The organism is Candidatus Babela massiliensis (assembly GCF_000513475.1).
In the GTDB taxonomy this organism is placed as follows: Bacteria; Babelota; Babeliae; order Babelales; family Babelaceae; genus Babela; species Babela massiliensis.
The window spans coordinates 1,044,417-1,068,906 of record NC_023003.1; the positions used below are offsets into that span (position 1 = coordinate 1,044,417).

General features: G+C 27.8%; 20 protein-coding genes and 3 tRNA genes. 12 read left to right on the plus strand and 11 right to left on the minus strand.

All coding sequences use genetic code 11. The features are described from left to right. Positions 1 to 78: 78 nt before the first annotated feature. A complete protein-coding gene (locus tag BABL1_RS04730) occupies positions 79 to 2,055 on the minus strand; it encodes a hypothetical protein (protein ID WP_023793018.1) in 1,977 nt (658 codons plus the stop codon). A 302-nt stretch (positions 2,056 to 2,357) separates the two neighbouring features. On the opposite strand from BABL1_RS04730, the gene BABL1_RS04735 reads away from it, so the two are divergent. Next, positions 2,358 to 3,848: an ankyrin repeat domain-containing protein gene (locus BABL1_RS04735; RefSeq protein ID WP_023793020.1), complete on the plus strand. Its 1,491-nt coding sequence runs from the start codon at positions 2,358 to 2,360 to the stop codon at positions 3,846 to 3,848. 212 nt (positions 3,849 to 4,060) lie between these two features. Next, a complete protein-coding gene (locus BABL1_RS04740) occupies positions 4,061 to 5,107 on the plus strand; it encodes an ankyrin repeat domain-containing protein (RefSeq protein WP_023793021.1) in 1,047 nt (348 codons plus the stop codon). A 133-nt stretch (positions 5,108 to 5,240) separates the two neighbouring features. Here BABL1_RS04740 and BABL1_RS04745 read toward each other — a convergent pair whose 3' ends face one another. Further along, on the minus strand, positions 5,241 to 6,944 hold the full coding sequence (locus BABL1_RS04745; protein WP_023793023.1) for a hypothetical protein: 1,704 nt from the start codon (positions 6,942 to 6,944) through the stop codon (positions 5,241 to 5,243). A gap of 346 nt (positions 6,945 to 7,290) precedes the next feature. Between BABL1_RS04745 and BABL1_RS04750 the strand changes: the two genes are divergently transcribed. The 4 genes from BABL1_RS04750 to BABL1_RS04765 all read left to right on the plus strand — a co-directional run bounded on the left by BABL1_RS04750 (position 7,291) and on the right by BABL1_RS04765 (position 10,208). Continuing rightward, complete coding sequence (locus BABL1_RS04750; RefSeq protein ID WP_023793025.1) at positions 7,291 to 8,679, plus strand: UDP-N-acetylmuramoyl-tripeptide--D-alanyl-D-alanine ligase; 1,389 nt, start codon at positions 7,291 to 7,293, stop codon at positions 8,677 to 8,679. A gap of 11 nt (positions 8,680 to 8,690) precedes the next feature. Next, complete coding sequence (gene rsmH / locus BABL1_RS04755; protein WP_023793026.1) at positions 8,691 to 9,578, plus strand: 16S rRNA (cytosine(1402)-N(4))-methyltransferase RsmH; 888 nt, start codon at positions 8,691 to 8,693, stop codon at positions 9,576 to 9,578. 246 nt (positions 9,579 to 9,824) lie between these two features. Then, positions 9,825 to 10,118 carry a septation regulator SpoVG gene (gene spoVG, locus BABL1_RS04760; protein WP_023793028.1) on the plus strand — a complete coding sequence of 98 codons (294 nt, stop codon included), beginning with the start codon at positions 9,825 to 9,827 and terminating at the stop codon, positions 10,116 to 10,118. A gap of 15 nt (positions 10,119 to 10,133) precedes the next feature. Further along, positions 10,134 to 10,208, plus strand: a tRNA-Gln gene (locus BABL1_RS04765). A 357-nt stretch (positions 10,209 to 10,565) separates the two neighbouring features. Here BABL1_RS04765 and BABL1_RS05325 read toward each other — a convergent pair. Further along, the gene (locus tag BABL1_RS05325; protein WP_023793030.1) at positions 10,566 to 11,777 is read right to left on the minus strand and encodes an ankyrin repeat domain-containing protein; all 1,212 of its coding nucleotides are present in this window, start codon (positions 11,775 to 11,777) and stop codon (positions 10,566 to 10,568) included. Between the two features lie 180 nt (positions 11,778 to 11,957). Further along, positions 11,958 to 12,974 carry an ankyrin repeat domain-containing protein gene (locus tag BABL1_RS05330; protein WP_023793032.1) on the minus strand — a complete coding sequence of 339 codons (1,017 nt, stop codon included), beginning with the start codon at positions 12,972 to 12,974 and terminating at the stop codon, positions 11,958 to 11,960. A gap of 243 nt (positions 12,975 to 13,217) precedes the next feature. On the opposite strand from BABL1_RS05330, the gene BABL1_RS04780 reads away from it, so the two are divergent. Then, positions 13,218 to 13,832: a Maf family protein gene (locus tag BABL1_RS04780; RefSeq protein WP_044601193.1), complete on the plus strand. Its 615-nt coding sequence runs from the start codon at positions 13,218 to 13,220 to the stop codon at positions 13,830 to 13,832. Here BABL1_RS04780 and pssA read toward each other — a convergent pair. The 5 genes from pssA to BABL1_RS04805 form a co-directional block, all read right to left on the minus strand. Next, positions 13,818 to 14,555, minus strand: a complete 738-nt coding sequence (pssA, locus tag BABL1_RS04785) for a CDP-diacylglycerol--serine O-phosphatidyltransferase (RefSeq protein ID WP_023793034.1) — start codon at positions 14,553 to 14,555, stop codon at positions 13,818 to 13,820. The two genes, BABL1_RS04780 and pssA, sit on opposite strands and share 15 nt — an antisense overlap. Continuing rightward, complete coding sequence (locus BABL1_RS04790; RefSeq protein WP_023793035.1) at positions 14,549 to 15,196, minus strand: phosphatidylserine decarboxylase family protein; 648 nt, start codon at positions 15,194 to 15,196, stop codon at positions 14,549 to 14,551. Before BABL1_RS04790 ends, pssA begins: the two co-directional genes overlap by 7 nt. Positions 15,197 to 15,233: 37 nt before the next feature. Then, positions 15,234 to 15,310: transfer RNA gene (locus BABL1_RS04795), tRNA-Arg, on the minus strand. A gap of 10 nt (positions 15,311 to 15,320) precedes the next feature. After that, positions 15,321 to 15,396: transfer RNA gene (locus BABL1_RS04800), tRNA-Arg, on the minus strand. A gap of 53 nt (positions 15,397 to 15,449) precedes the next feature. After that, positions 15,450 to 16,181, minus strand: coding sequence for a TlyA family RNA methyltransferase (locus BABL1_RS04805; RefSeq protein ID WP_023793037.1), 732 nt, complete (start codon positions 16,179 to 16,181; stop codon positions 15,450 to 15,452). Positions 16,182 to 16,421: 240 nt separating this feature from the next. On the opposite strand from BABL1_RS04805, the gene BABL1_RS05335 reads away from it, so the two are divergent. The 5 genes from BABL1_RS05335 (at position 16,422) to BABL1_RS04830 (ending at position 21,150) form a co-directional block, all read left to right on the plus strand. After that, positions 16,422 to 17,315 (plus strand): ankyrin repeat domain-containing protein, encoded by an 894-nt coding sequence (locus BABL1_RS05335; protein WP_023793038.1) that lies wholly within the window; start codon positions 16,422 to 16,424, stop codon positions 17,313 to 17,315. 148 nt (positions 17,316 to 17,463) lie between these two features. Further along, on the plus strand, positions 17,464 to 18,330 hold the full coding sequence (locus BABL1_RS04815) for an ankyrin repeat domain-containing protein (RefSeq protein WP_023793040.1): 867 nt from the start codon (positions 17,464 to 17,466) through the stop codon (positions 18,328 to 18,330). Positions 18,331 to 18,475: 145 nt separating this feature from the next. Then, the gene (locus tag BABL1_RS04820) at positions 18,476 to 19,330 is read left to right on the plus strand and encodes an ankyrin repeat domain-containing protein (protein ID WP_023793042.1); all 855 of its coding nucleotides are present in this window, start codon (positions 18,476 to 18,478) and stop codon (positions 19,328 to 19,330) included. A 10-nt stretch (positions 19,331 to 19,340) separates the two neighbouring features. Continuing rightward, on the plus strand, positions 19,341 to 20,381 hold the full coding sequence (locus BABL1_RS04825) for an ankyrin repeat domain-containing protein (RefSeq protein WP_023793044.1): 1,041 nt from the start codon (positions 19,341 to 19,343) through the stop codon (positions 20,379 to 20,381). Positions 20,382 to 20,478: 97 nt separating this feature from the next. Continuing rightward, entirely contained in the window at positions 20,479 to 21,150 is a 672-nt protein-coding gene (locus BABL1_RS04830) for an FkbM family methyltransferase (protein ID WP_023793046.1), read from the plus strand. Between the two features lie 2 nt (positions 21,151 to 21,152). On the opposite strand, the gene BABL1_RS04835 is transcribed toward BABL1_RS04830, so the two are convergent. Together BABL1_RS04835 and BABL1_RS05340 are read right to left on the minus strand one after the other, a co-directional pair. Then, entirely contained in the window at positions 21,153 to 22,694 is a 1,542-nt protein-coding gene (locus BABL1_RS04835; RefSeq protein ID WP_023793047.1) for a S1C family serine protease, read from the minus strand. Between the two features lie 28 nt (positions 22,695 to 22,722). Then, complete coding sequence (locus BABL1_RS05340) at positions 22,723 to 24,342, minus strand: trypsin-like peptidase domain-containing protein (RefSeq protein ID WP_023793049.1); 1,620 nt, start codon at positions 24,340 to 24,342, stop codon at positions 22,723 to 22,725. Positions 24,343 to 24,490 lie beyond the last annotated feature (148 nt).

Below are 24,490 nucleotides of genomic sequence, written 5' to 3' on the forward strand. Positions count from 1 at the left end.
TGATAAGTAAAGTTTTAAACAAATTGTACAAACCTGAGATTAACGAAATACTCTATAGGAATTGAGGTTATTATTGTCTTAGAAATCAATTCCACCTTTAATCCAAACACCCCATTGATTTAAGCTAGTTTGTTCATTACATGCAAGTCCTTCTATTTCTACTTCTCCTCCTATACCGATATAAGTATTATTGCAAAACCAACTTATTTGGCCAAATACTTTATGAGTAGCAATGGCACCCCCTGTGCCTGATTCTAGATCAAGGTTATCAATAGAGACTAATCTAGCAGTCGGAGAATTTTGAGCTATAATTACATCATTGCCCTCTATTGATCCTTCTTGTCTACTATTTGATTTAACAATTATGCAATTATTTGAGGAAAATATATTTTGAGATATGTTAGTGTCTCCTGGTGTACAGATTGTTGCTCTACTTTGACTACAGTTCACTGTTATTTTTCTTTCAATATTATTAAATTGGGCTGGTAAAGTATCAGTTAAATTGTATTCTATAGCACATACATCTTCAGTGCCTTTTATGCCATAAAGATTATTATCAATAGTCTTTATACAGTTAATTAAGCAAACATTTTCTTTAGTTTGAGCATAAAAATTATATCCTAAGTCTAAATTGGTGCATGGAGATCGATATGCAAGTAAAGCGCTAGCATCACCTTTTACTGATATAGAGACTTCGGCAAAGCGTGTATTATAATTAATAGCATTAATTAGGTTTCCATTATAAACAAGTTCATTATCTACTTGATCATATTCTTTTAAAAGAATATAACGACTTAATGGGCCGTTTTGGCAAAAGTCAAAAGATCTTAACTGTCTATTTTTAAACATATGCGTAACATAACCTTGTAGATATCCAGTTAAACTGCGATCAGGGCCTCTAGACCATAATATAAGATGAGCAGATATTCCTCCCCCTAATTCAAAGTGTTTACCATTGCCAATGATTGGTTCAAATATATATCTACTATTAGGTCTAGTTCCCGTAGGCATAATAGCGTGAATATAAAACCCAAAATGATAAAATTCTGTCATATAATTATTGTATCCTAAAATCAAATCTATATTAGAAACGCCGAATTTGGTTAATGCTTGTGACGAAAATTTGCCATATTGCCATCTTTGTTGCATCTCTCCAAATGTAAAGTTACCGCTTAATGCTGTCAGAATATCACAAGTTGCTGGTACTTCTTCTGGGGCCATAGAGCATGCAGGAAAGTTAGTACAATTTTCATTCTGTGTACATGCAACAGGATTTAAATTCCATTTAGTCCAAACAAGAGGCATATTTGCTCGACAATAAAGCCCGCAAGATATTGCATTTAGCCCAAAGAAAATTTGATTATCAAATATGACATTTTCAATTATTGGATTTACTCTTAGTTCTCCTTGAAAATCAGGAGATAATCCAAAGTAGTCTGCAATTAATTGACAAGAAGTTCTATCTGTTATTTGACTACCTGCAAAGTTAAGTGTACAACCTCCAAAAAGTATTCGAGCAATAGAATATGGTCGAAATGATTGAGTATATTCTATTGTGTTAGATGTAGTAATAAAATTTTCATTAGGCCTAAATGCATAAATAAATCCTTCCCAACCAACTAATTCACGAGCTGTATTTGATCCTTGAGATCGGATAGTAAAAATTGATCTTGGTCTATTGCAAAATACATTACAATTAGCAGGGCAACTGTCGCAATAAGAAGTTAATCGGCAAAATCTAGTATTTTGCCGATCGCAATCACATTGTCTCGGAAAAGAATTAAATCTTTTGATTTTTGAGTTATTACATCTATAACAACCTGGCAAGTATCTTCTTCTATATTTATTGGCGCATGCTCTACAAGCATTATCTTTGCAAGTATGACAAGTATTACAGTTAGAAGTTTGGCAATCAAGGCAGCTTCTATTAATAAGGCAAGGCATTTGAGTCTGAGTTTCTTCTAGAATTATATCATCTTCTGACTTAGATAATAAATTAAATGGATATGTGGTTAATAATATAAAACTTAATACTTTAAAGAGTTTAATAGTCATTAAAGGCAACTCCTAATTGCTGTATTGCCGTTTGGTTCTTATTTAAGCTCAAAATTATAGAATCCTTTTTTTTTCTGCAATAATTCACACTATTAATTTATATCAATATAAGTTTTTAAATTATGCATAGCTATTTTTGTTGGCTTTGATTTTTGTATGTTGAGCTTTTCATAATTTTTCTTATAAAATTTTTTGTTTAGTTGAATTTTAATTAATAAAATTGACAATTTTTGTAAAAAATATATATTAGAAATTAAGAATGCTGATAAATTTAAAAAATAATTATGATTATAAAGGATTTTATGAATAAAAAATTAAATTATTTTATTGCCGTTTTGGGATTATTTTTAAGTAATTCTTTATTGGCTATGGAAGTTGAAAATATAAGAACTGAAGATTATATTCAGTCCTTTTTAGGAATGCCCAATGAATTATGGAGTGATATTTTAGAAAAGGCAATAATTGGTGATTTGCTTAAGATCCATTTAGATCGGTGGAAATCTGATATTTTGACTTTTAATAGAGATTTTAATCGTAGTTTTCCTAAATTAAAATTAGTAAACAGGTTCTTTAGAGGTTTATTTGAAGATAATCTACTAAAAGATAGAGTTAAAGAAAAACTTTTTCAGTTATTAATTAATAAAATAAGAAAAGAAAATAAGTTAAGTCAAGAAGAACTTAATTTAGGTTTGTTAAATATGTTGAATAATACTTCTAGAACTTATCAATATTGGCAAAAAGTTATGAACTTAATTATTGCAGGTGCCAATATTAACCTTAAAAATATGTCTGGAAATACCGCTTTAATGATAGCATTATGTGATACGGATAAAATATCAATGGATGATACTAAATCTATGTATTTGTTTCCCAATGCAAAGAAGCAGAATCCTAGGGATTTGCAATCTAGAGAAGAAGCAATTATAGCTAAGTTAGAAGCAGCTAAGTTGTTGATTGAGATGGGGGCTGATATTAATTTGCAATCAAGTCAAAGTAAATCTACACCCTTAATTTATGCAGTTGAAAATGGTAATAGAGTTATAACAGCTATGTTAATTGCTAAAGGTGTAATGCTTGATTCTGTAGATGAGATGGGTGATACAGCTTTAATAAAGGGCTTAAAAAATAAGTATGCTCAAATATCGAAATTACTAATTAGTAGTGGAGCTAATGTTAATGCTGAAGATAAATACGGTAAATCGGCTTTAATGTATGCATCTGAAATTGGTTATTTTTATAAGGATGAGACGAATAAAGATATAATTAATCTCTTAATTGAAAAAGGAGCAAAACTTAATCACAGATCTAGAATTGGCGATACCGCTTTAATAGCAGCATTAAAAAATCAACATGTAGAAATAGCAAAATTGCTTATTGAAAGAGGAGCTGACATTAATATTGCAGATAGAGAAGGCAAGACCCCTTTAATGAATGCAATTTCAAAATTGCCTAGATATATCTCTCTTATGTTAATTGAAAGAGGAGCACAGCTTGATTGTAAAGATGAAGATGGTAATACCGCCTTAATAATCTCATTGCAATGCAATCAAACACTGATAGCTAAGTTATTGATTGAAAAAGAAGTTGATATTAATATTCAAGATAGATATGGAGATAGCGCTTTAATGCTAGCAATTCAAAAAGGTTATGAAGATATTGTTAAGATGTTAATAGAAAAAGAAGCAAATCTTAATCTTAAAGATGAAGATGGTAATACTGCTTTAATAATAGCAAAAATAAAAGGTTATACTGATATAATGAAAATATTGCAGGCCAAAGGTGCAATTCATTAATTTATATCAATAAAAACGTGGTCTATAAACAGATACTATAATTTAAAGTAGTATCTGTATCTTATAATTTTAAATATAATATACTTGCAATAATTAATGTCTTTAATTTTTATAAATTCAAAAATAATTTAAATTGACTAAATCTTTGAAAAAATATTATAATAATAGTAATTATATTTAAAATAAAGAATGAATTTTATTTAAAGGAAAATATGAAAAAATTTTCGATTCCTATATTTATTATTTTAGGATTAATACAAGGAAGTAATTTTTTGTTTAGTATGAGAAAAAATGAATCTGAAGAAATAAAAAAGCAACTACCAAGCTTGCCTAACGAACTTTGGGCTTCTATTTTAGAAAAAGCTATAATTCATAAAATGTTAAGTGGAGATTTGATAAGAAAACATTTACAAGAATTTGCAGGTATTATGGGTAAGTTTCGTGGTATAGAAGCTGCTAATAAATATTTTGAAAAATTGTTCTATATAGCTACAAAAGATTTAGATTTAGTTGCTATTAAAGATCTAGGTTTATCCATTGATCAATTTAACGCTTTTATTAAAGATAAAAAATTTAAAGATGATATTAAAATCAAATTTGATCAAATAGCCAAACTTGATATTCAGCTTTTTAATTTACTTAATGCTACTAATTTTTTAAGTGGACCTACGTTTTCACTTGGATTACCTGAGATGAAGCAATTGATAAAAAATGGAGCGAATAAATCTTTACTTGATTTAAAGCTATTAAGTATCTTGAATCGCGGTTATTATGATAAAGATTATCCAGATGCAGCTAAGATTATAGAGGCCGGGGCAAATCCTAACCTTCGGTCTTCTCAAAAGGGAATGACTATTTTAATGAAGGGTTTGGATGCTGGAACTATAAATGCCACGCTTATAAAATGGTTTGTTGAAAATGGAGTTGATATTAACCTTCAAGATAATTATGGCAATACACCTCTAATTAAAGCAGCTCAAAGCGGTAAATCTAATGTTGTGAAATTTTTTATTACAAAAAAAGCAGATATTTATCATGAGAACAGAGAGGGAGATACTGCCTTAACTATATCATTAAGGAATTTCCGCCCTGAAATTGCTAAATATTTGATTTTAAAAGGAGCTATTAAGGGTAAAAGTCAAGATTATAAAAACAAAACCTTACGTATAGCAACTGAAAAATCACAGGTATTTCCCGATATGAACTATAAACAAGTAATAGATATGTTAATAAAAAGAGGAGCAAAGCTTGATCAATAGCTTTGAGAGTATTCATTAGTTTGGTTAATGATAGTTATTCAGATTATATAAATTTATAAATAGGCATTATCATATTTAAATAATAATGCCTATATTTTTTAAGTTAATGCTTTATAAATTTAATTAAGTCTATCTAAAAAGCTATTTGTCCTTTTACCCAAATACCCCATTGATCAATTGTTGTTTTTAAGTTTCTTCTTCCATTAAATTCAACTTCTCCTCCTAAACCTAATTCCGGTTCCCAATCAACCCCAAAATGAGTATATCCAATATGAGCAAAGAATTTATGACTTAATTGAGAAGGAACTGCAGCTGAACATCTATCTAGATCTCTTACTCTAACTTTTACTAAAGGATTAGAATTTTGAGCAACTATTACATTACCTGAGGTCGGACTATCCCAAGTAATTGGTATTTCTCCATTTTCTAAATTTATCTCAAGAGGATTATCAATAGGACCTGCTTGAGTTATTGTAGATTGAGTTGAAGTTGCATGTAAAGAACTTCCATCTGTAATAGTGCCTGTATTTTCATTAAGTGTTCTATAGCAAATGCCTGTAGTTCCTTTAAAGCCAAAAGCCCTGTGATTTAAATCAGAGGGATAAACAGATTTTACAATATTTATTCTTTCAGCTGTAGTGCCCCAAATGTTATATCCAATATCAAAACCAAATTTCCATATATAATATGATAATTTGAATGAAGCATCTCCAATTAAATTATCACCAGCACGAGCCGCTTTTGTTGTATAATCAATAGAATTGAGCATATTGCCTGCATAAGCTAGATTTTTATTATACTCTTTAAGAAGCATATAGCGGCTAAAAAATCCGTTGTATAGATAATCAAAAGATCTAATTTGAAATGCTTTAAATCTATAATTTACATATCCAAGGAAAAATATATCTAAAGATTGATTTTCAGAGCTTAATAGATTAAGGCGTCCTTCAGATCCAAATCCTACTTCCCATCTTCTTCCGTTTCCAACTATTGGTTCAAAGAATTTTATGCCGCAAGGTTTATTTCCTCCAGGAATAATTGTTTGCAAGAAGAATGCTAAATAATCGGTAGGAGCTCCACAAGCTGTCCATCCTAATACTAAATATATATCAGCAATACCGCTTTTTTTATTAGCGCAAAAAGGAAATTTTCCAAAATCAAACGGAGAGTTCATATCTCCAAATAAGCCATATCCAGATAGTGCTTGTTTTATACTGGACAATGTTTGAGTATACCGTGTATTATCTTGACTCATATAACAATCAGGAAATACCGGTCTTAATTCCTGAGTATTTTCTTTAACTCCTACTCCTAAATCCCATGAAGTTATTGTAAGTGGGAAATGAATTCTTGTATATAATCCCTCAATCCATGTATCTAATGCTAAATAATAATTTACTTCTATTATTACATTTCTTATTTTAGGGTTAAAATATAAAGTGCCCTTGTAAGTTGTTGATAATCCAAAGTTATCAGCAATTATATCTGTTTCTGGATTACGATTACAAATTTGACTGCCTTTAAATTTTAAATAATTAGCACCAAATAGATAATCTGAGATTATACCTCCATGAAAAGAATCAGTACGCTCTATCACTAGATTTAAAGCTCCATTTTGAATATGGCATGGATAAGGAGCTAAAAATCTTTCCCATCCTGATAACCATCTTGCTGTATTGGTCCCTTGAGAACGTGGTAAAAAAAAAGTCTTTCTTTGGTATTTAGACTCTTTGGGACAGCAATCTATAGACTCTGAATGATCCTGGTGTTCACTTAATATTTTGTTTACAAATAAAAATGTTGAACAAAATAAGATATATTTAAATATTTGCTTCATATTATTCTCCTAAAAAAATAGTTATGACTATTATTTTGAGTATATTAATTCGTTAAAATATTATAAGCAAGTAGAATTTGATCTTGTTTTTAATTATCTAATTTTAAGTGAATGTTTTTTTTAGTATTTTTGTTATTAAGAATGAGTTTTTATTATTCTATTAAAAATATTTATTATTTTAAATAACTTAATAAATTGTTTTAGAAAGCATTTGCATTATATAAAAATAAAAGCTATCATGTATGTTAGATATATTTTAATTTTATTTCTTGACAAATGTAAAAATAGTGTTTTTCTTTTGTTAGTTATGTTTATTTAAGTTTTATAACATTTTGGAGTTTACTTTATGCATTTTGATAAAGAATTTTTTAAATTGGCTATACCTGAGGTAGAATTTTTATCATTAGATGTACCTAAAGACTGGTCTATAACAGCAGATTCAAGACAAGCAAAAAAAGGAGATATTTTTGTTGCTTTAAAAGGTACAAGGCATGATGGACATGACTTTTTAACTGAAGCAATAAACAAGGATATTTCAGGTCTTATTATAGATAAAAGTAAAAAAGATATACTTAATAAAATTAGTCCTGATATACTCAAAAAACTTTTTGTTGCTATTGTTCCTAATACTAAAGAAGCATTAATATCTTTAGCGACTCATTGGAGATCTTTATTTGATTATCCTGTTATAGGTATTACTGGATCTGTAGGAAAAACTTCAACTAAAGAAATTTTAAATAATATTTTAGAACTAGCAAATGTTCCTTTTATCTCTTCTGTTATTTATGAAGATTCTCCTGTTAGTGTTAGCTTAAATATATTACGTATGAGATCTTATCATAAAGTAGCTATTATAGAAATGGGCATAAGTAAACGTGGCGAGATGTCTTTACTTGCAGATATAGTACGTCCGACAAGTGCTTGTATTACTTCAATAGGGCATAGTCATATGGAAGGACTTGGATCTATATTTGATATAGCAAATGAGAAGAAAGATATTTTTAAACATTTTAAAGAAAGCAATATCGGTATAGTTAATGGTGATCAACCAATTCTTGCCAATATATCTTATAATCATCCAATTATTAGATTTGGTTCTAAAACTACCAATCAAGTTCAGGCAAGAAAGATACAAGCTAATAATCTAAGTACTAATTTTGTTCTTAAACTTTATAAAAATCGATATAAAATTACTTTAGATACGAACCATCCAGGTAGAGTTACTAATGTACTTGCAGCAACTGCTATATCTTACTTACTTAATATTAATTCTGAATTTATAGTTAAAGGTATCCAAATGCCTTTAGTTATTAATAGTAGATTCCAGCAAGCTAATTTAAAATATTCTAAAGGTCTTTTAATCGATGATTGTTATAATGCAACTCCTGAAAGTGTAAAAGCTGCTTTACTAGCATTTGAAAAATTTGAATCTAAAGGTCAAAAGATTGCAGTTCTTGGAGATATGCTTGAATTAGGAGTGAATAGTTCTTTCTGGCATCGTCAATTAGGTAGGTTTCTAAGAAAAGCTCCATCTTTAAATCATGTAGTTTTAGTAGGTGATTTGGTAGGGTTTGCAAGAAATACGGTTCCTGTAGGGTTAAGCTTTGAACATGTAAAAAATTGGCAAGAGGCCGTAAATCATATTAAATCAAAACTTGATAGAGAAGCAGTTATATTAGTAAAAGGTTCAAGATCAGTTGAACTTAACAACTTGGTAAATGAGCTTAAAGAGTAAAATTTAAATATATGGAAAATAATAATTTATATCATAAATCAGTTTTGGTTAATGAGGTACTTGAGTACCTCAAGCCAACTGCAAATAAAATTTATGTAGATGCTACCTTTGGTGCGGGTGGTCATACTAGAGCAATTCTAGAATCAGATCCGACTGTTCAAGTAATAGCTTTTGATTGGGACAAAAATGCTATAGAAATTAATGGACCTGCATTTCAAGAAATTTATGGAGATAGAGTCCATTTAATGTGGAGTAATTTTAGTAATATTACTAATATGTTAAAAACTATTGGAATCAAGCAAGTTGATGGAATACTTGCAGATTTTGGCACTTCACAATATCAAATTAAACAAAGTGCCGGATTTTCTTTTAATGTTGATACTCCTCTTGACATGAGAATGAGTCCAGGACATTTTAGAATAACTGCATACGATATAATTAACAAAGCAAGTGAAAAAGAATTAACTGATATTTTTTATAAGTATGGTCAAGATAGTAATTCTAAAAAAATAGCAAAAGCCATTATAGAGATAAGAAAGACAGAAAAGATAAGAACAACTAAAGATCTTGCTCAATTAATTGAATCTATAGTACCACGTCAAGGTTCCAAAATTCATCCAGCTACTCGAGTATTTCAGGCTCTTAGAATAGTAATTAATGATGAACTTAATAATATTAGATCATTATTATCTCAATCTATTAATTTACTTAAAGAAAGTTCTCCTATTGTTTGTATAAGCTTTCATTCTTTAGAAGATAGTATGGTTAAACAGTTCTTTAGAGATCATGGCGATGTTTTTAATGTTTTAACTAAGCATGTAGTAACAGCCAGTGATGAAGAGCTTAAAAATAATCCTTCTTCTCGCTCTGCTAAATTAAGAGCAGCAGAAAAAAAATAATTTCTTGACAATTGTTTTGAAGTATTTATAATATAACGTAGATATTATCAGTATTAGATATATCTAAAGTATTTCTGGAACTGATTATTGAAATTTTTTTTGAAATAATTTGCTTTACAGCTAAATTTTTTTGTAATATAATTAGCAGTGATACAAATATAAGTTTGTTCATTTTATAAATTTGAATAAAATATTAGTTATATTTAAACAAATGCATTTAATAATGCAACGTCTAAGGATTGCTCTATGAAAATTACGGAAGTAAAAGTATATCCATCAAGAGAGGGTGGAAGACTTAAAGCTTATGCAACTATAGTCTTTGAAAATTCTTTTATTGTCAGAGACTTGAAAGTTATTGAAGGCCACAAGGGTTTATTTGTTTCGATGCCATCTCGTAGACGTAAGGATGGATCATTTAGAGATATAGTTCATCCTTTAAATTCAGAAACTAGAAAAATGATTGAAGATATGATCATTCAAGAATATGAAAGAGCTCAATCTTCAGGTGATTTTGCTTCTTTAAAAGAAGACAATCAATAAATTAAGCAATTTATTTGGGGTATAGCCAAGTGGTAAGGCACCAGGTTTTGATCCTGGCATTCGGAGGTTCGAATCCTTCTACCCCAGCCATTGAATTGCTATTCAATTTTAATATTATGTTCTTAATTTCAGTAACAATTTTTAATTGTTATTTTTTTTGTCTAAATTTTGTTTCTTATCATTTTTATCTAATAAAGAAAAAAGACCTAGCATTTTATACTAGATCTTGATATAAATTTTTAATCTTATTACTTAATAAAGTAAACAGCCTTTTCTTATATATTTTTCTTTAGATTGTTTTTTAATAACCGAAGAAGCTGAAAAACACAGAACTTGATTTTATAGTAGAAGATATTAATTAATTATAAAAGATATTTATTCAAATTAATGTAATATTAAATAAAAATATTGTTCAAGAAAAAAGAATTTAAGTTTTTATTTTATTTCTTACCACAGCGAACAAGAGAAAAAACTATCACGAGCTCCTGCATATAATAATAACTGAATTATATCTTCGTTCCCTCCAGATTTGGCTAGGCTTAAAGCTGTATATCCACCGTTGCTTTTGATATTAACATCAGCATTATTCGCCAAAAGTAGTACAACTATTTCTATATGATTATTTATAATAGCACTCATCAGAGCAGTAGCGCCGCAGTTGCTTTTAGCATTAACATCAACTTTATTAAGTAAAAGTAAGGTTACTATATTTTTATGACCATTTTGAGAAGCAAGCATTAGGGCAGTATAGCCCTCTATACTTTTATTATTAACGTTAGCTTTATTAATTAAAAGTAATTCAACTATATCTTTATGACCATTTTGAGAAGCCATCATTAAAGCGGTAAATCCTTCATTATTGTTAGCATTAATCTCAGCATTAGCTTGAATAAGAATTTCACCTACTTGTTTATGATTATTATATGAAGCATACATTAAAGCAGTATCACCATGTAGATCTTTAGTGTTAATATCAGCTTTGTTTGTTAAAAGCAATTTTACTATCGCTTCATGACCAGCGTAAGAAGCAAGCATTAAAGCATTACTATTTTGGTTATTTTCAATATTTACATTAGCCTTAGCTTGAATAAGAACTTCAGCTATCATTTTATGTCCATATGTAGCGGTTATTATTAAAGCAGTATGACCCTCGTGGTTTTTAGTATTAACATCAGCGCCAGATAATATTAATTTAACTGATGTTTTTAAATCTTCTTCAGTTACTTGATTTTTATTTAATATTTTAATTAACTTTTGATTAAGTTGATCAGAGGAAAAATTTTTATATTCATCTTGAGATTGCCTTCTCAATAAGTCAAATAATTCTAAAAACTTCTTTTGTTTTAAATTTTTTAATATTGTTAAAGATTCATAAAATAGGCAATATAATCTAATAGAAGTTGAACGTAATTCTTTCATTTCTTCTATTTTCTCTTTAAGAATCTTTTCATCAAAAGTAAAAATATCGTCCCAATTATTAATATAATTTCTACTTTTTAACTCAATAATATAAACTACAAGTTCTTGTGGTAAATGGTATAACATTGAATATTGTTCATTATAATCTTGGTTAACTTTAGCTCGGGTCATAGAGATTATGTTATTATTTAGAAATAGAATTGATAATGATATTATATATAAATATTTCAGTTTATTCATTTTTTGAACCTATATATTTTATTTTAAACATCCTGTTTGAATTAATTTATACTAGAAGAGATAAAATATCAAAAGCAAAAGTATTTCTATATTATTTTAAAAAGGAAAAGACCTAGAGTTTTATTCTAGGAATGATATAAATTATTAATTTTATTACTTATTCTTGTTCTTTCGCTATGTTTAGAACTCTGTTTCTGGTATTAACATAGAAATCGCACCCGCTTGAATTAGTATTTTAGTTATCTCTTCATGATTATTTTCAGAAGCCAGTCTTAAAGCAGTATAACCTATATTGGATATAGCGTTAACATCAGCGTCAGCTTTTGTTAATATTTCTACTATCTCTTTATGACCATACTTAGAAGCGTGCATTAAAGCAGTATGACCGCAGGTATCTTTAGTATTAACGTCAGCATCTGATGAAATTAGTGTTTTAACTATCTCTTTATGACCGCTTTTAGAAGCATGTATTAAAGCAGTATAGCCATGTTTATCGGTAGCATTAGCATTAGCATATGCTTGAATAAGCATTTTTACTATTACTTTATGACCATTTCGAGAAGCGAAGTTTAAAGGAGTATAGCTCAATACATAATCTTTAGTATTAACCTTAGCACCGACTTGGATAAGTATTTTTACGATCTCTTGAGATCCGGTTTCAGAAGCTTTCATTAAAATAGTATAGCCATGTTTATCTCTAGCATTAGCATCAGCATCTGCTAATATTAACTTAATTGCTGTTTTTAAATCATCTTTAGATATTCCTCTTGTAATGAAACCTCCATCTTTATTTAGGATTTTGATTAACTTTTGATTAAGATTAAGTGTATTGCTATATAAATCTTTATATTCTTTTTGAGATTGATCTTTTAATATAACAAACAATTCCAAGAACCTTTTTTGTTTTAAATCTTGTATTAAGGGTATTAGTCGTTTTTCTTCATAACATCTATTAAATATGCGACAAATTAAGCGTATTTTTCTAAAATCTGCTTGATTAAAATAAAAAATATCATTCCAATTTTTGATATATTCTTTAGCATATTGTTCAATAATGCACGCTATAAGTTCATCAGGAAGACATAATATTAGTGATTGTTCATTTTGCTCATCTGCAGTTTTTTCCATAGAGATCATGTTATTATTGAGAAAAAGAATTGATAACGATATTATATATAAGTATTTCAGTTTATTCATTTTTATCTATTTAATTTATATTTTATTTTAAAGCATTTATATGTATTAATCTTATATGAATAAAAATAGATCGTCAAAAGCTAGCATTATGCCAGGAGCTATAATTTATTGTCTTGCTCTCAGGGATACTTTTTAAGTTTCGTGATTAACAATATTTAATTATCGTGATAAAATGATAAGAAAATTAAAGTATTTAAATTTGATATTGCTTTAGTGGCAATTTTAACCAGTAATAGAATATTTATGTTATCAAAAAACAAAATATATTTAGCATCTAAGTCTATTTCTAGACAGGATTTATTAAAAGAAAGTCATATATCCTTTACAGTTTTAGATTATGATATTCAAGAACTAGAAATTAACCCAAATATTTCACTTGAAGAAAATGTAAAAAAAATAGCGCTTTCTAAAATTGAGCAAGTTTCTTTTGAAAGTGGTTATGAAGGTGAAATTAGATTTGTTTTAACTGCAGATACTTTAGGTCAAGATCGTAATAAAACTTTTTTAGGTAAGCCTAAAGATTATGATCATGCGGTTTCAATGCTAAAAAATACTCATCAGCAGATTAATATTTGTACTACAGCTTTTTGTGTTGACAAAAGAATTTATACAACTAATCAATGGGTAGTATTAAAAAGAGAAATAAGATCTATAAGCTCAGAATATATTTTCCATGTACCTGATCAATATATAGATTTTTACATCAAAAACAGTAATGCTTTAAAAGCATCAGGTGCTATTACTATAGAAGGTATTGGAATGCAATTTCTAAAGTATATAAACGGATCTTATTCAGCAGTACTAGGGTTGCCACTATTTCAATTAAGAGAAGTCTTAGAGTCTTTAGGATTTTTTTAAGATTAAAATATTTTTTTTGATATTATATACTACGTATAATAAAAAGCCTAAAAATAGTAATATATATCCAAAATAGTAAGTTAATATTATGCCTAATAAGAAGATAAATAGAGTATATACTTTAAAAATTTTAAAATTTTTTATTGAGCTAAATTTTAAATTAGAGATCATAAGTAAACTTATTATAGAAACTAGACCCAAGATAAAAAATTTCTTTAGCATAGTATTAAGTAATAAATTATTACAAGATAATACAAATGTTACTATTAATAATGCAGCTGCTGTAGTTGGTAGTCCTATAAATTCATAATTTTTAGTTTTTGGCATAGTTTTGGTATTAAATTTAGCAAGTCTTGATATTCCGCTACAAAGGTAAAAAGAAAGTATACTTAATGTAATAAACATTAGATTATTTTTTGGTAACCAACAATAAAGTAATATAGTAGGAGCTAGACAAAAAGATATAGCATCACTTAAAGAATCTAGTTCCATGCCAAAACCGCTTGATGAGTTTAAAGCACGTGCTATTTTACCATCTAACATATCCATTAAAGCAGCAAGTATTATAAATAAAGCTGATAATCTATAGTTTCCTTCAAAAGATTTTAATATAGATAAAAATCCAAATATTGCGTTTAAAAAAGTAAACAAACATGGAACAGATCTTCTATATCTATTTCTATTGCTTTTAATATTTTTTATAGCTCTTAATCTAACTAACATGGCCATTTTCCTATTATAGTTTTCCCACCAATTACCCGATCGGAAAGTTTTACTTTAATTTCGACATTTTTTGGTAAAAATATCTCTACTCGCGAACCGAACTTTATCATACCGTACTTTTGGCCTAATTTTACTTGTTCTTTATTCTTGACCCAACACACTATTTTTCGAGCAATAGTACCTGCTATTTGTCTTACTAATACTTTTCTTGATTTACTATCTTTTATTACGATATCATTTCTTTCATTAAGTTCAGAGCTTTTGGGTGTAAATGCAAAAGCAAAGGTTCCACTTTTATATTCTACTTTTTCTATTTCTCCGTCAATTGGTATCCAATTAACATGTACATCAAGTGGAGATAAAAATATCGATATTTTTTGAGCATATTCAGAATTATCAAGGTTATAAGCAATATCAATAACTTTACCATCAGAAGGAGAGATGATATCTAATTGATCTATTTCCGATAATAATCTATCTGGATTTCTAAAAAAGTAAAAACTAAACCATATAACTATTAAGCAAAATATGCTAAATACGGTAGATTTTATTAAAAATGCTATTGCTATTAATACTGCTATTTTAATAAGGATAGTTTTGCCTTCTTGCCAGAGTAAATTTTGTTTTATATTTTTTATCATTATTTGTACTTAGATTGAATTTTATTAGATTTTAGATTGGTGCGCCTGACAGGAATCGAACCTGTGACCTACAGATTAGGAATCTGTTGCTCTATCCTACTGAGCTACAGGCGCAGGCTTAAAGTGGTGTGCCCGGCAGGATTCGAACCTGCAGCCTACAGATTCGAAGTCTGGCGCTCTATCCATTGAGCTACGGGCACAGTTATTCAAATTTTAATTATATAATACCATAAATATTAAAAAAAGCGAGGTCTTAGCATCTGATAAAATAAGCAAGGAATTCTTTATTGCCACTTGACCCTTCTATAGGAGATTCGGTAAGACCTATGAGCTTAAAATTTTTCTCTTTTATTTCTTTAACGACATGTTCAACTATTTTTTTATGCAGTTCAGGATCTTTAATGACTCCGTTTGATGGAATTTGGTCTTTATCGGTTTCAAATTGGGGCTTTATTAAAGTAATTAGTTCTGCGTTATCTTTCATTAAGTTTTTGACAGCATCTATAACTTTAAGTATAGAAATAAAAGATAAATCTAACGTTACTATATCTACTTTCTCATCTAAAGTTACTAAGTATCTTAAATTGGTTTTTTCAAGTATTATAACGTTTGAATAAGATCTTATTTTTTCATGTACTTGATTAGAGCCAACATCTACACCATAAACTTTTTTTGCTCCTCTTTGTATTAAGCAATCTGTAAAACCTCCGGTTGATAGACCTGCATCTAGTATAACTTTATCATTAACATTTATCGAGAAGTAATTCAAAGCTTTCTCTAGCTTAAATCCTGCTCTAGATACATATTTGGGTTCTTCGATATCTGCTTGAATATTGGCGTTTACTGGAACAAAAGAGCCAGGTTTTGTAATAATTTTATTGTCTATTTTGATTTTGCCCTGAATAATAAAGTTTTGTATTTGGTTTTTGCTAAAATTTTTATATCTTTCTTTAATTAATATATCAAGTCGTTTTTTTTCATTCATTTATAATTTATATATAAGTTATTTTATCAATTTTATCAAAATAAGAATATCATAATTTAGTTTAAATAAATAGTAACTGAAGTTTTAATAAAAGTACAATATGATAAATAGTTTAAAGATAGGCCATTTATTAATCTTATTAAAATAACCCAAAGATACTTTTATTTTTGATATTTTATCTCTTTTAGTATAATATTTAATATAATAATAATATTTAAAATAAAATATATATAGGAAAACATGAATCATTTGAAACATTTATATGTAATAATACTGCCAATAATATTGACAGGTAATATTATGGCAATGGAAAGCACTGAACAAATAGAGAGAGATTTTCAATATGGAGAATCACTATTATCACAGTTTTCTAATGAACTTCTAATTTATATTATTGAACAAGGTTATAGAGAAGATATTCTTAATTGGAATGATATATTTAAAGAACCTAAAATTAATCTTGGTAAAATGCAAGGTTTAGCTGCAACTTCTAAAGCATGGCGTGCTCTTTATATTCAAACTTTTAATGATCTTAATATTCTTAAAATACAAAGACTTCAAAAGTTAGAAGAACAAATTAAAGAAGAATATAAAAATTTTTCTACTGATCAACTTAATCAAAAGTTAAGTAAAATACTTGAAGTAGATTCAAAAATATCTGAAGAAGATTTAAAGTTAGCAGTTAGGTTAATAATAGCAGGTGCTGATGTTAATTTTACAGATAGATGTGGATTTACAGTTTTAACATGGGCATCTGGTTATGGATATAAAGAAATAGTAGCAATATTAATAAAATTAGGTGCTAATGTTAATGGTACAAATAAATGTGAAAAGACAGCTTTAACATGGGCATCTTCTAATGGACATAAAGAAATATTAGAATTACTAATAAAAGCAGGTGCAGATGTTAATATACCAGATCAGTTTGGGTATACAGCCTTAATGCATGCTTGCCAAAAAGGTTGTAGAGATATAGTAGAAATACTGATTGAAAAAGATGCTAGCATTAACGTTATAAATTTTCTTGGTGAGACAGCTATAAGTATTGCAAAAAAACATGGTTGCGAGGATATAGTTAAATTGCTACAAGCTTTAGTTAAAAATGATAATGATTTAAGTTGTTTGCTCTCTTAATTAAAATAAAATTAATAATGTAAAAAGACCTAGTATAAAACTCTAGGTCTTTTTTATTGATGTATTTATTAAACTTGATATTTTTATTTATACTTGTATGATTATTCGATATATAAATTTTTAGATTTTATAAACAAAAGGTATATAAATGAAAAATATAAAATATATCAGTTTAATTTTATTGGGCTTTTTATTTAGTGAAATTTTAGCTATGCAAAAAGTTGTGGTTAATAAATCATGTGATATGCTAGAGCAACCTGATGAAATATTACTTCTATGCTTAAGAATGTTCATTGATTCCAGGATAGATAGATATAAAGATATATTTGAATTTTATAATGATAAATATAATTTGTCTCAAGACTTAAAAAGTATAAGTTTAACTTGTAGTAGATTAAATAGACTAGTTCAAGATAGGTTATTAAAAGATATTTTACAAAGAACTGTTAAAGAAAGATATAACGAACTTTATCAAGTCTTAAGGAAACAAGTAAAAGAAGAGTATAGCAATAAAAAGACAAAATTTCTTAATAGAAAAATGAACAATATTTTAAGGAAAAAAGTTATAACTTATCAAGATCTAAAAGAATGTATTAAAATAGTATTTTGCGGAGTAGATATTAATAAGAAGTATAATCATGGGTATACATTATTAAGAATTGCAGCTTCTAATGGACATAAGGGGATAGTTCAATTTTGTATAGATTTAGGTGCTAATGTTAATATTGAAGATCATTGTGGGATTAATTCTTTGATTAGCACTTTGAATTATCTTTCTGCTATTGATTCAAGAGTTATAAGATGTCGCAAAAATATACGCAGAGATTTATTAGATATAATATTAATATTTATTAACAATCCTAATGTTAATTTAGATTATGTTTTTTATAACTTTAGATTGGGTTTGACTAATTTAAGAACTGTTGCTTTAAATAAAGGTTATCATGAAATAGTTGAATCAATCGATAATAGAAATCATATTTTCAAAAGTAAAAAATTGATCAAGATATTATGATATTGATTTTATTTTAAATATATAAACGATTATTAAAGCACTGAAGGTCTAGCATTACAAACCTATTTTTATTGCTTTTTTTATTTATATTTGTATAATGATTTATATGATGATGATTTATAAAAATAAAAAAGGTCTTGTAAAAATGAATAAAATAAAAGAAATAACATTTTTATTAATTCTGCCTAGTTTTATTATATCAAGTAGCTATGCTCAAAATAATTTTTTACAAATTATTCCTGAAGAGATCATTTTAAATTGTTTTAAGCATATAATGCTTTCTTATTCTACTAAATGGAACGATATAGTTGATTTTTATTTAAATCAAGAGAGCTTTGCTAAGGAAGTAAAAAAAATAAGATTAATTTGCTCTACTCTCAATAGAATAGTCCAGGATCAGTCTTTAAAAGATATAATAGAAAAAAAATATAGTTTATTAAAAGAAAACAATAAAGTAGAACTTAGTTATATTCCTAAAGAGTTTTTTACAAAAAATTTGGTTCAAATATTAGATAAAGTATATATGACTAATTTAGATTTAAAACAAGCTATTAAGTTAATTATAGAAGGTGCTGATATTAATGCTGTCAATAAATTTGAATGTACGATACTTATTTTGGCTTCTGGAGCTGCTCCTAGAGAGATGATACATTTTTTGATTAAAGCTGGAGTTAATGTTAATGCTAAAGGTATGGAAAATAATACTGCTTTAATCAAAGCTGCAAAGAATAGTAATAATGCGGTTATTAATTTGCTTTTAAATAAATGTTTGTCGATTGAGCTTGATGTTCAAGAAGATTTATTTGGAGGAACTGCTTTAATGTGGTGTGCTAGAAGCAATAATAAGGAAGCAGTTGAAATGTTAATTGAAGCTGGCGCTGATATAAGTGTTGTGGATAAAGAAAGTAAAACTGCTTTAGATATTGCCATGTCTAAAGGTTATAACGAAATAGCACAATTGTTACGAAATGCTATTAATAATATTAATAGATTAAATTAGAGACTAAATTATGAAAGTTAAATGGTTTACTGTATTATGCTTATTTTTTAATAGCTTGATCTCTATGGAAGTATCTGATGTAAATAAAGATACTAATATATTAAGTCTACCTAATGAATTATTAGTACTATGCTTTAATAAGATAGTAAACTTTTATATCATACGTTGTGATAATTTGTATGAATTTTATTTAATCATGAAAACTTTATCTCCAGAGATAAAGAATATACGATTAACCTGTAAAAAGTTTAATTTATTTGTTGATGATTTTTACTTAAAAAATATAGTAAGAAAAATATATCAAAGGCTTATAAATCAAGTTAAATTAGAATATAAAGAACAAGATGAAGATTATCTCAAATGTAGATTATATAAATTATTTGATGATTTAGTTTTTGAAAATAATAAATCTGAAGATTCTCTAAAGGAATTACTCAAGTTACTTATTATTTTTGATAAAGATAAAAATTATAGTAATAAAGCTTTAAAATGTTCTGTTATACATGGTTATAATGAACTTGCTGAAATATTTATTAAATACTATGGTGCTGATGCTAATCTTCTGGATGAAGATAATCACAGCCTTTTAATGTATGCTAGTACAAAAGGACATAAAAGGGTTGTTGAAGTTTTACTGAAATATCAAGCAAATCCTAATTTTCAAGGTAAGATTTTTGGAAATACAGCTTTAAAGTATGCTATTAAAGTTGGTTCTGAGGAAATAGTAAAACTGCTTTTAGAAAATAATACAGATGTTAATAACTATACATCGTATGAAGAAACTCCATTAATGCTTGCGTATAAATATGGCAAAATAGAGATAGTAAAATTATTGTTAAAATATAAAGCTGATTTTAATGTAAAAGAATATAGTTCTGGAGATACAATTTTAATTTTAGCAGTTAAAGATAATAATGAAGATCTAGTAAAACGGCTTTTAGATTATGGCGTTGATACGAAGATTGAAAATAAAGATAATAAAACAGCAAAAGAAGTAGCAATTAATAAAGGCTATTTAGGAATTGTTAGAATGCTAGAATCTAAAAATTAAAAGTAAATAAATGAAAAAATAATATTTTTTGATTATTTATAATTTGTTATAATTTGTGGTATTAAATAAAATAAAATCTTTAGTCAAATTTTAAGATATGTTAATTAAAAAATATAATTTAGATGATATAGAAACAGTCGAAATTTCTAAACAGTTTATATCTCAATTTTTACCAAAAAATCCTGTTATAGTTGAAGCAGGTGGTCATATTGGTCGTGATGCAATTAGGATGGCTAAGTTTTGGCATGAGGCTACTATTTATTCTTTTGAGCCAGTCAAGGAACTTTATGATAAATTGGTTTTAAATACTAGTATATATAACAATATTTTTTGTTATAACTTTGCTCTTTCTAATAAAGTTGAAAGTTTAAATATGTATGTAAGCTCTGGTAGATCTACAGCTTTAAGTTCTTTATTTGAGCCTTTGACTGATCTTGCTAATCATCCTGAGACTAAATTTCAATTGCAAGAAGTAAAATCTACAGTACTTGAATTATGGGCAAAAGAAAACAATATTACTTATGTTGATTTTTTTTGGTTTGATATGCAAGGAGCCGAATTGACTGTTCTTGAAAGTTCTAGAAATATAATTAAAACAGCAAAAGCTATTTTTATTGAGTTAAATTTAATAAAGCGGTATAAAGATATACCGCTTTATAATGAATTACTTGAGTGGTTTGAAGAAAATAATTTCAGTCCTGTTGCTAAAGATAAATTAAAATATAATAAAGTGAACATATTGTTTGTTAATAATATGTTCACTTTATAATTTTATAATTTACTATCTAAAGTTGAACTTTTTATTTTTATCAATTGTTTGATTGTTTTACTCATTGGATAGACAAAATTATTTGATAATCTGGGTTCTTCTTCTAATATTTTATCAAGTGAAAGTACAGTTGCAAAACCGTCTTTAGTTTTAATAGATAATGTTGAATTATTAATGCTGTCTATTAACGTGCTTCTTAGATCTTCCAAGGTTCTGATCTTTTGATTGTTAATAGAGTCAAGAATAGCTCCAGGATAGAAGCACTGTACTTTGTGCATTATAGATCCAGGGAAAATATTTGTAATCAGTATTGCTTGTTTTGCTTGCGCTTCAGGATGATGATATTTCTTAATGGCATAACTTTCTGGCAATAAACCAAAATGATTTTCTCTTAGTTGCATAAAGACAGCACCACCAAATACTTCATAATCTATTTCTTCTTTTTCATAATCTGGATATATATAGCGTATAGGATGTTTTACGTCAGATTCAAAAGAAAAATCTAATTCTAGCTTTTCACCATTTCTGTAAACTATAGCAGTTACTTTGTCATTCAATTGAAATCTGTTAATTAGTTCTCCTATTGAAACTTTATCGCAACCACGCCAGTCTACTTTAACATCGCCGTATTCATCTACTTGATAAGAAGTTCCTTGCCATATTAATTCGTATAGCATATCGCCTTTTTTTATTCCTGCTTTATAAGCTAATGAATCTGTAAGTACGTAATTTACATATAAACCGCCCGGCGCTGGGTTATTTAGTAATTGTACATGCTCTTCTGTAGCATGATTGCAGGAGATTCCTATTTGAGGCTTTCTATATAATTTAACTTTATAAAGATCTTCTAAAATGCTTTTAACCTCGTTTATTGGTACTATAAAGCATATATTTTGTGATCCTTTTATGTAAGCAGTATTAATACCTATTACTTCTCCTGATAAACTCAAAAGAGGTCCTCCTGAATTTCCAGGATTGATTGGGGCTGTTATATGTATATACGAAAATCCTGATATAAAATCACGACCAGCTACAACACCTACCGTGCTTTTTAGGTATCTTTGACCAAGAGGATATCCTAAAGCAAGAACCGGTTCAGTACGATAGGTAGCATCAGAGTTTCCTAATGGAAGATATGGTATGTACCCTAAGGTCTTTATAATCTCTTCATAAGATTCTTTTTTTACTTTCATTAAAGCTATATCGCGTTCTGGGTATACGCCTTTGACTTCAACTTCAAGTAATTTTCTGCCACAAGATGGGACATTTATATATATAGATTTTGCTTGATCTATTACATGAAAGTTTGTCAGCAAGTATCCTTCTTCGCTTATAAAAAAAGCAGTACCGGTTGCTTGCATTTGTTCTGGAGATTTATAAGGTTCCGTCCAATTAAATTTAGCTATTTGTGATAGAACTTGGACAACAGAATCTTGAGTATTAGATTCAATATCCTTCCAGTTATTACTAAAAATGGATTTAGATATTAATTGACCTAAGAGTAATATGTAAAACAGTAACTTATTATTTTTATTATTTAACATTGATATTCCTTATTTATAAGTAGTTATCTTACTTTTCATTGTTATAACTTTTTTGCAGTTCTTTAAATGGCTTTGATAATGGGTAGAAATATGTATCAGATAATTTTTTTTCATTATCTAAAATTTCTTTTAAACTAAGTACTACAAGAATATTTTCTGTTGTTTTGATTGTGAACCATCCAGTATTAATAGATTTTTTTAAAACATTTCTATAATCTTGTAATGTCTCAACTTTTTGACCATTAATCTCTGAAATTACAGCTCCTGGAGTAATGCAACGACTTCTGTATGCTGGAGAATTTAGCATAATATTTGTTACAATAAGAGCTGGTTTCATATGTTTTTTTACATCAGCATAAAGTATAAGTTCTGGATTGTATTGAGCTAGTAAAACTACATGGTTCAAGGTTAAAGGCATAATTACTAATCCGCCAATAGTCTCGTATTCTATATTTTCATAGCCTGGATATACTCTTCTAATTGGAGGTCTTTCTGCTTGAGAGAACTTAAAAGAAGTAATCCTTTTTTTACCCTGACGATAAAACTCTATATTAACGTCTTGTCCCACTTTTAATCGAGATACATAATCGATTATAGAAATTTTGTCGCCTTTGCTCCAAGGTGCATACATCTCGCCATATATATCTACACTGTTGTTATTTATCTTATAGATCATATCTTGAGCTTTTAAGCCAGCTTTATCAAGCGGACTATTTGGATATATATCTACTACATAAAGTCCGCCAGGTAAAGGATTTCCTAAATATTTAGTTAAATTGTCATTAGCATTGCTAAAAACTACACCAAGATATGGTTTATGAACTAATTTCGGTTTATTATCACCACTAGGCATATTATTTAATTGCTCTAAAAATCTTTTGACATCATTGATTGGAACAATATAGCCCACATTTTGAGCACCTTGATATATCGCTACGTTAACTCCCACGACTTTTCCTGTTTTATCGATTGTAGGCCCTCCTGAATTACCTTTATTAAGTGCAGCATCGATTTGTATATAATACTGTCCTGCCATATGCTCTCTACCGCTAACCACCCCTTTGGTACTTTTAAGCCCTTGTTGACCTAAGGGATAACCTAGAGCTATTACTTTTTCTGCTTTTTCAATTAAATCAGAATCTCCTAATTCAAAATATGAAAAATCTTTTATTTTTAGTTCTTTTTTAAGATCTTCAATTTCAGAATCTTTAATTTTTAACAATGCTAAATCTCTTTCCGGATCTACTCCTATAATGTCTACTTCGTATCGTCTTTTGCCGGCAGATGGAACCTGTATGAATATAGATTTTGCTTGATCAACTACATGAGCATTAGTCATTAAATAGCCTTCTTTATCTATAAAGAAAGCGCTTCCTGTTGATTCTGCTTGAGCTGGACTTTTGTAAGGTTCCAACCAATTAAATTCAGCAATTTGTGAGAAAACTTGAACTACAGTATCTTTTAACTCATTTTGTAAAAAATTTGCAAATTCCTTTTTTGTATTTTTACAATCTTTTAAAATTATTTCTTGATTATCTATACATGCGGTTAATGGTTTTATGCTTAGTATTTCATTTGAGCTAAGCTTTGTAAATAAGCTTAGCAGTATGCTTAGTGTCCACCTATGATAATTTATTTTTTGTTGCATATTATCCTTTCTGTCTTTTTAATTATTGAAAATTTTGTTAATAATTATATCTATGAACTTAAAAATGAAAGTTCTTTTTTATATGATTCCAAATGATATTATTAATCTTTTAAAGATTTATTTCAAGAAAAAACATGGTTTATTTTAA

Bases quoted from the DNA above. Each gene is read 5' to 3' on its own strand.
- BABL1_RS05340 (WP_023793049.1), bottom strand. From the start codon at position 24,342: ATGCAACAAAAAATAAATTATCATAGGTGGACACTAAGCATACTGCTA.
- BABL1_RS04745 (WP_023793023.1), bottom strand. From the start codon at position 6,944: ATGAAGCAAATATTTAAATATATCTTATTTTGTTCAACATTTTTATTT.
- BABL1_RS05330 (WP_023793032.1), bottom strand. From the start codon at position 12,974: ATGAATAAACTGAAATACTTATATATAATATCGTTATCAATTCTTTTT.
- BABL1_RS04835 (WP_023793047.1), bottom strand. From the start codon at position 22,694: ATGTTAAATAATAAAAATAATAAGTTACTGTTTTACATATTACTCTTA.
- BABL1_RS04780 (WP_044601193.1), top strand. From the start codon at position 13,218: ATGTTATCAAAAAACAAAATATATTTAGCATCTAAGTCTATTTCTAGA.
- BABL1_RS04825 (WP_023793044.1), top strand. From the start codon at position 19,341: ATGAAAGTTAAATGGTTTACTGTATTATGCTTATTTTTTAATAGCTTG.
- BABL1_RS04820 (WP_023793042.1), top strand. From the start codon at position 18,476: ATGAATAAAATAAAAGAAATAACATTTTTATTAATTCTGCCTAGTTTT.
- BABL1_RS04750 (WP_023793025.1), top strand. From the start codon at position 7,291: ATGCATTTTGATAAAGAATTTTTTAAATTGGCTATACCTGAGGTAGAA.
- BABL1_RS04735 (WP_023793020.1), top strand. From the start codon at position 2,358: ATGAATAAAAAATTAAATTATTTTATTGCCGTTTTGGGATTATTTTTA.
- rsmH (WP_023793026.1), top strand. From the start codon at position 8,691: ATGGAAAATAATAATTTATATCATAAATCAGTTTTGGTTAATGAGGTA.
- pssA (WP_023793034.1), bottom strand. From the start codon at position 14,555: ATGTTAGTTAGATTAAGAGCTATAAAAAATATTAAAAGCAATAGAAAT.
- BABL1_RS05325 (WP_023793030.1), bottom strand. From the start codon at position 11,777: ATGAATAAACTGAAATATTTATATATAATATCATTATCAATTCTATTT.
- BABL1_RS04730 (WP_023793018.1), bottom strand. From the start codon at position 2,055: ATGACTATTAAACTCTTTAAAGTATTAAGTTTTATATTATTAACCACA.
- BABL1_RS05335 (WP_023793038.1), top strand. From the start codon at position 16,422: ATGAATCATTTGAAACATTTATATGTAATAATACTGCCAATAATATTG.
- BABL1_RS04805 (WP_023793037.1), bottom strand. From the start codon at position 16,181: ATGAATGAAAAAAAACGACTTGATATATTAATTAAAGAAAGATATAAA.
- spoVG (WP_023793028.1), top strand. From the start codon at position 9,825: ATGAAAATTACGGAAGTAAAAGTATATCCATCAAGAGAGGGTGGAAGA.
- BABL1_RS04830 (WP_023793046.1), top strand. From the start codon at position 20,479: ATGTTAATTAAAAAATATAATTTAGATGATATAGAAACAGTCGAAATT.
- BABL1_RS04815 (WP_023793040.1), top strand. From the start codon at position 17,464: ATGAAAAATATAAAATATATCAGTTTAATTTTATTGGGCTTTTTATTT.
- BABL1_RS04790 (WP_023793035.1), bottom strand. From the start codon at position 15,196: ATGATAAAAAATATAAAACAAAATTTACTCTGGCAAGAAGGCAAAACT.
- BABL1_RS04740 (WP_023793021.1), top strand. From the start codon at position 4,061: ATGAAAAAATTTTCGATTCCTATATTTATTATTTTAGGATTAATACAA.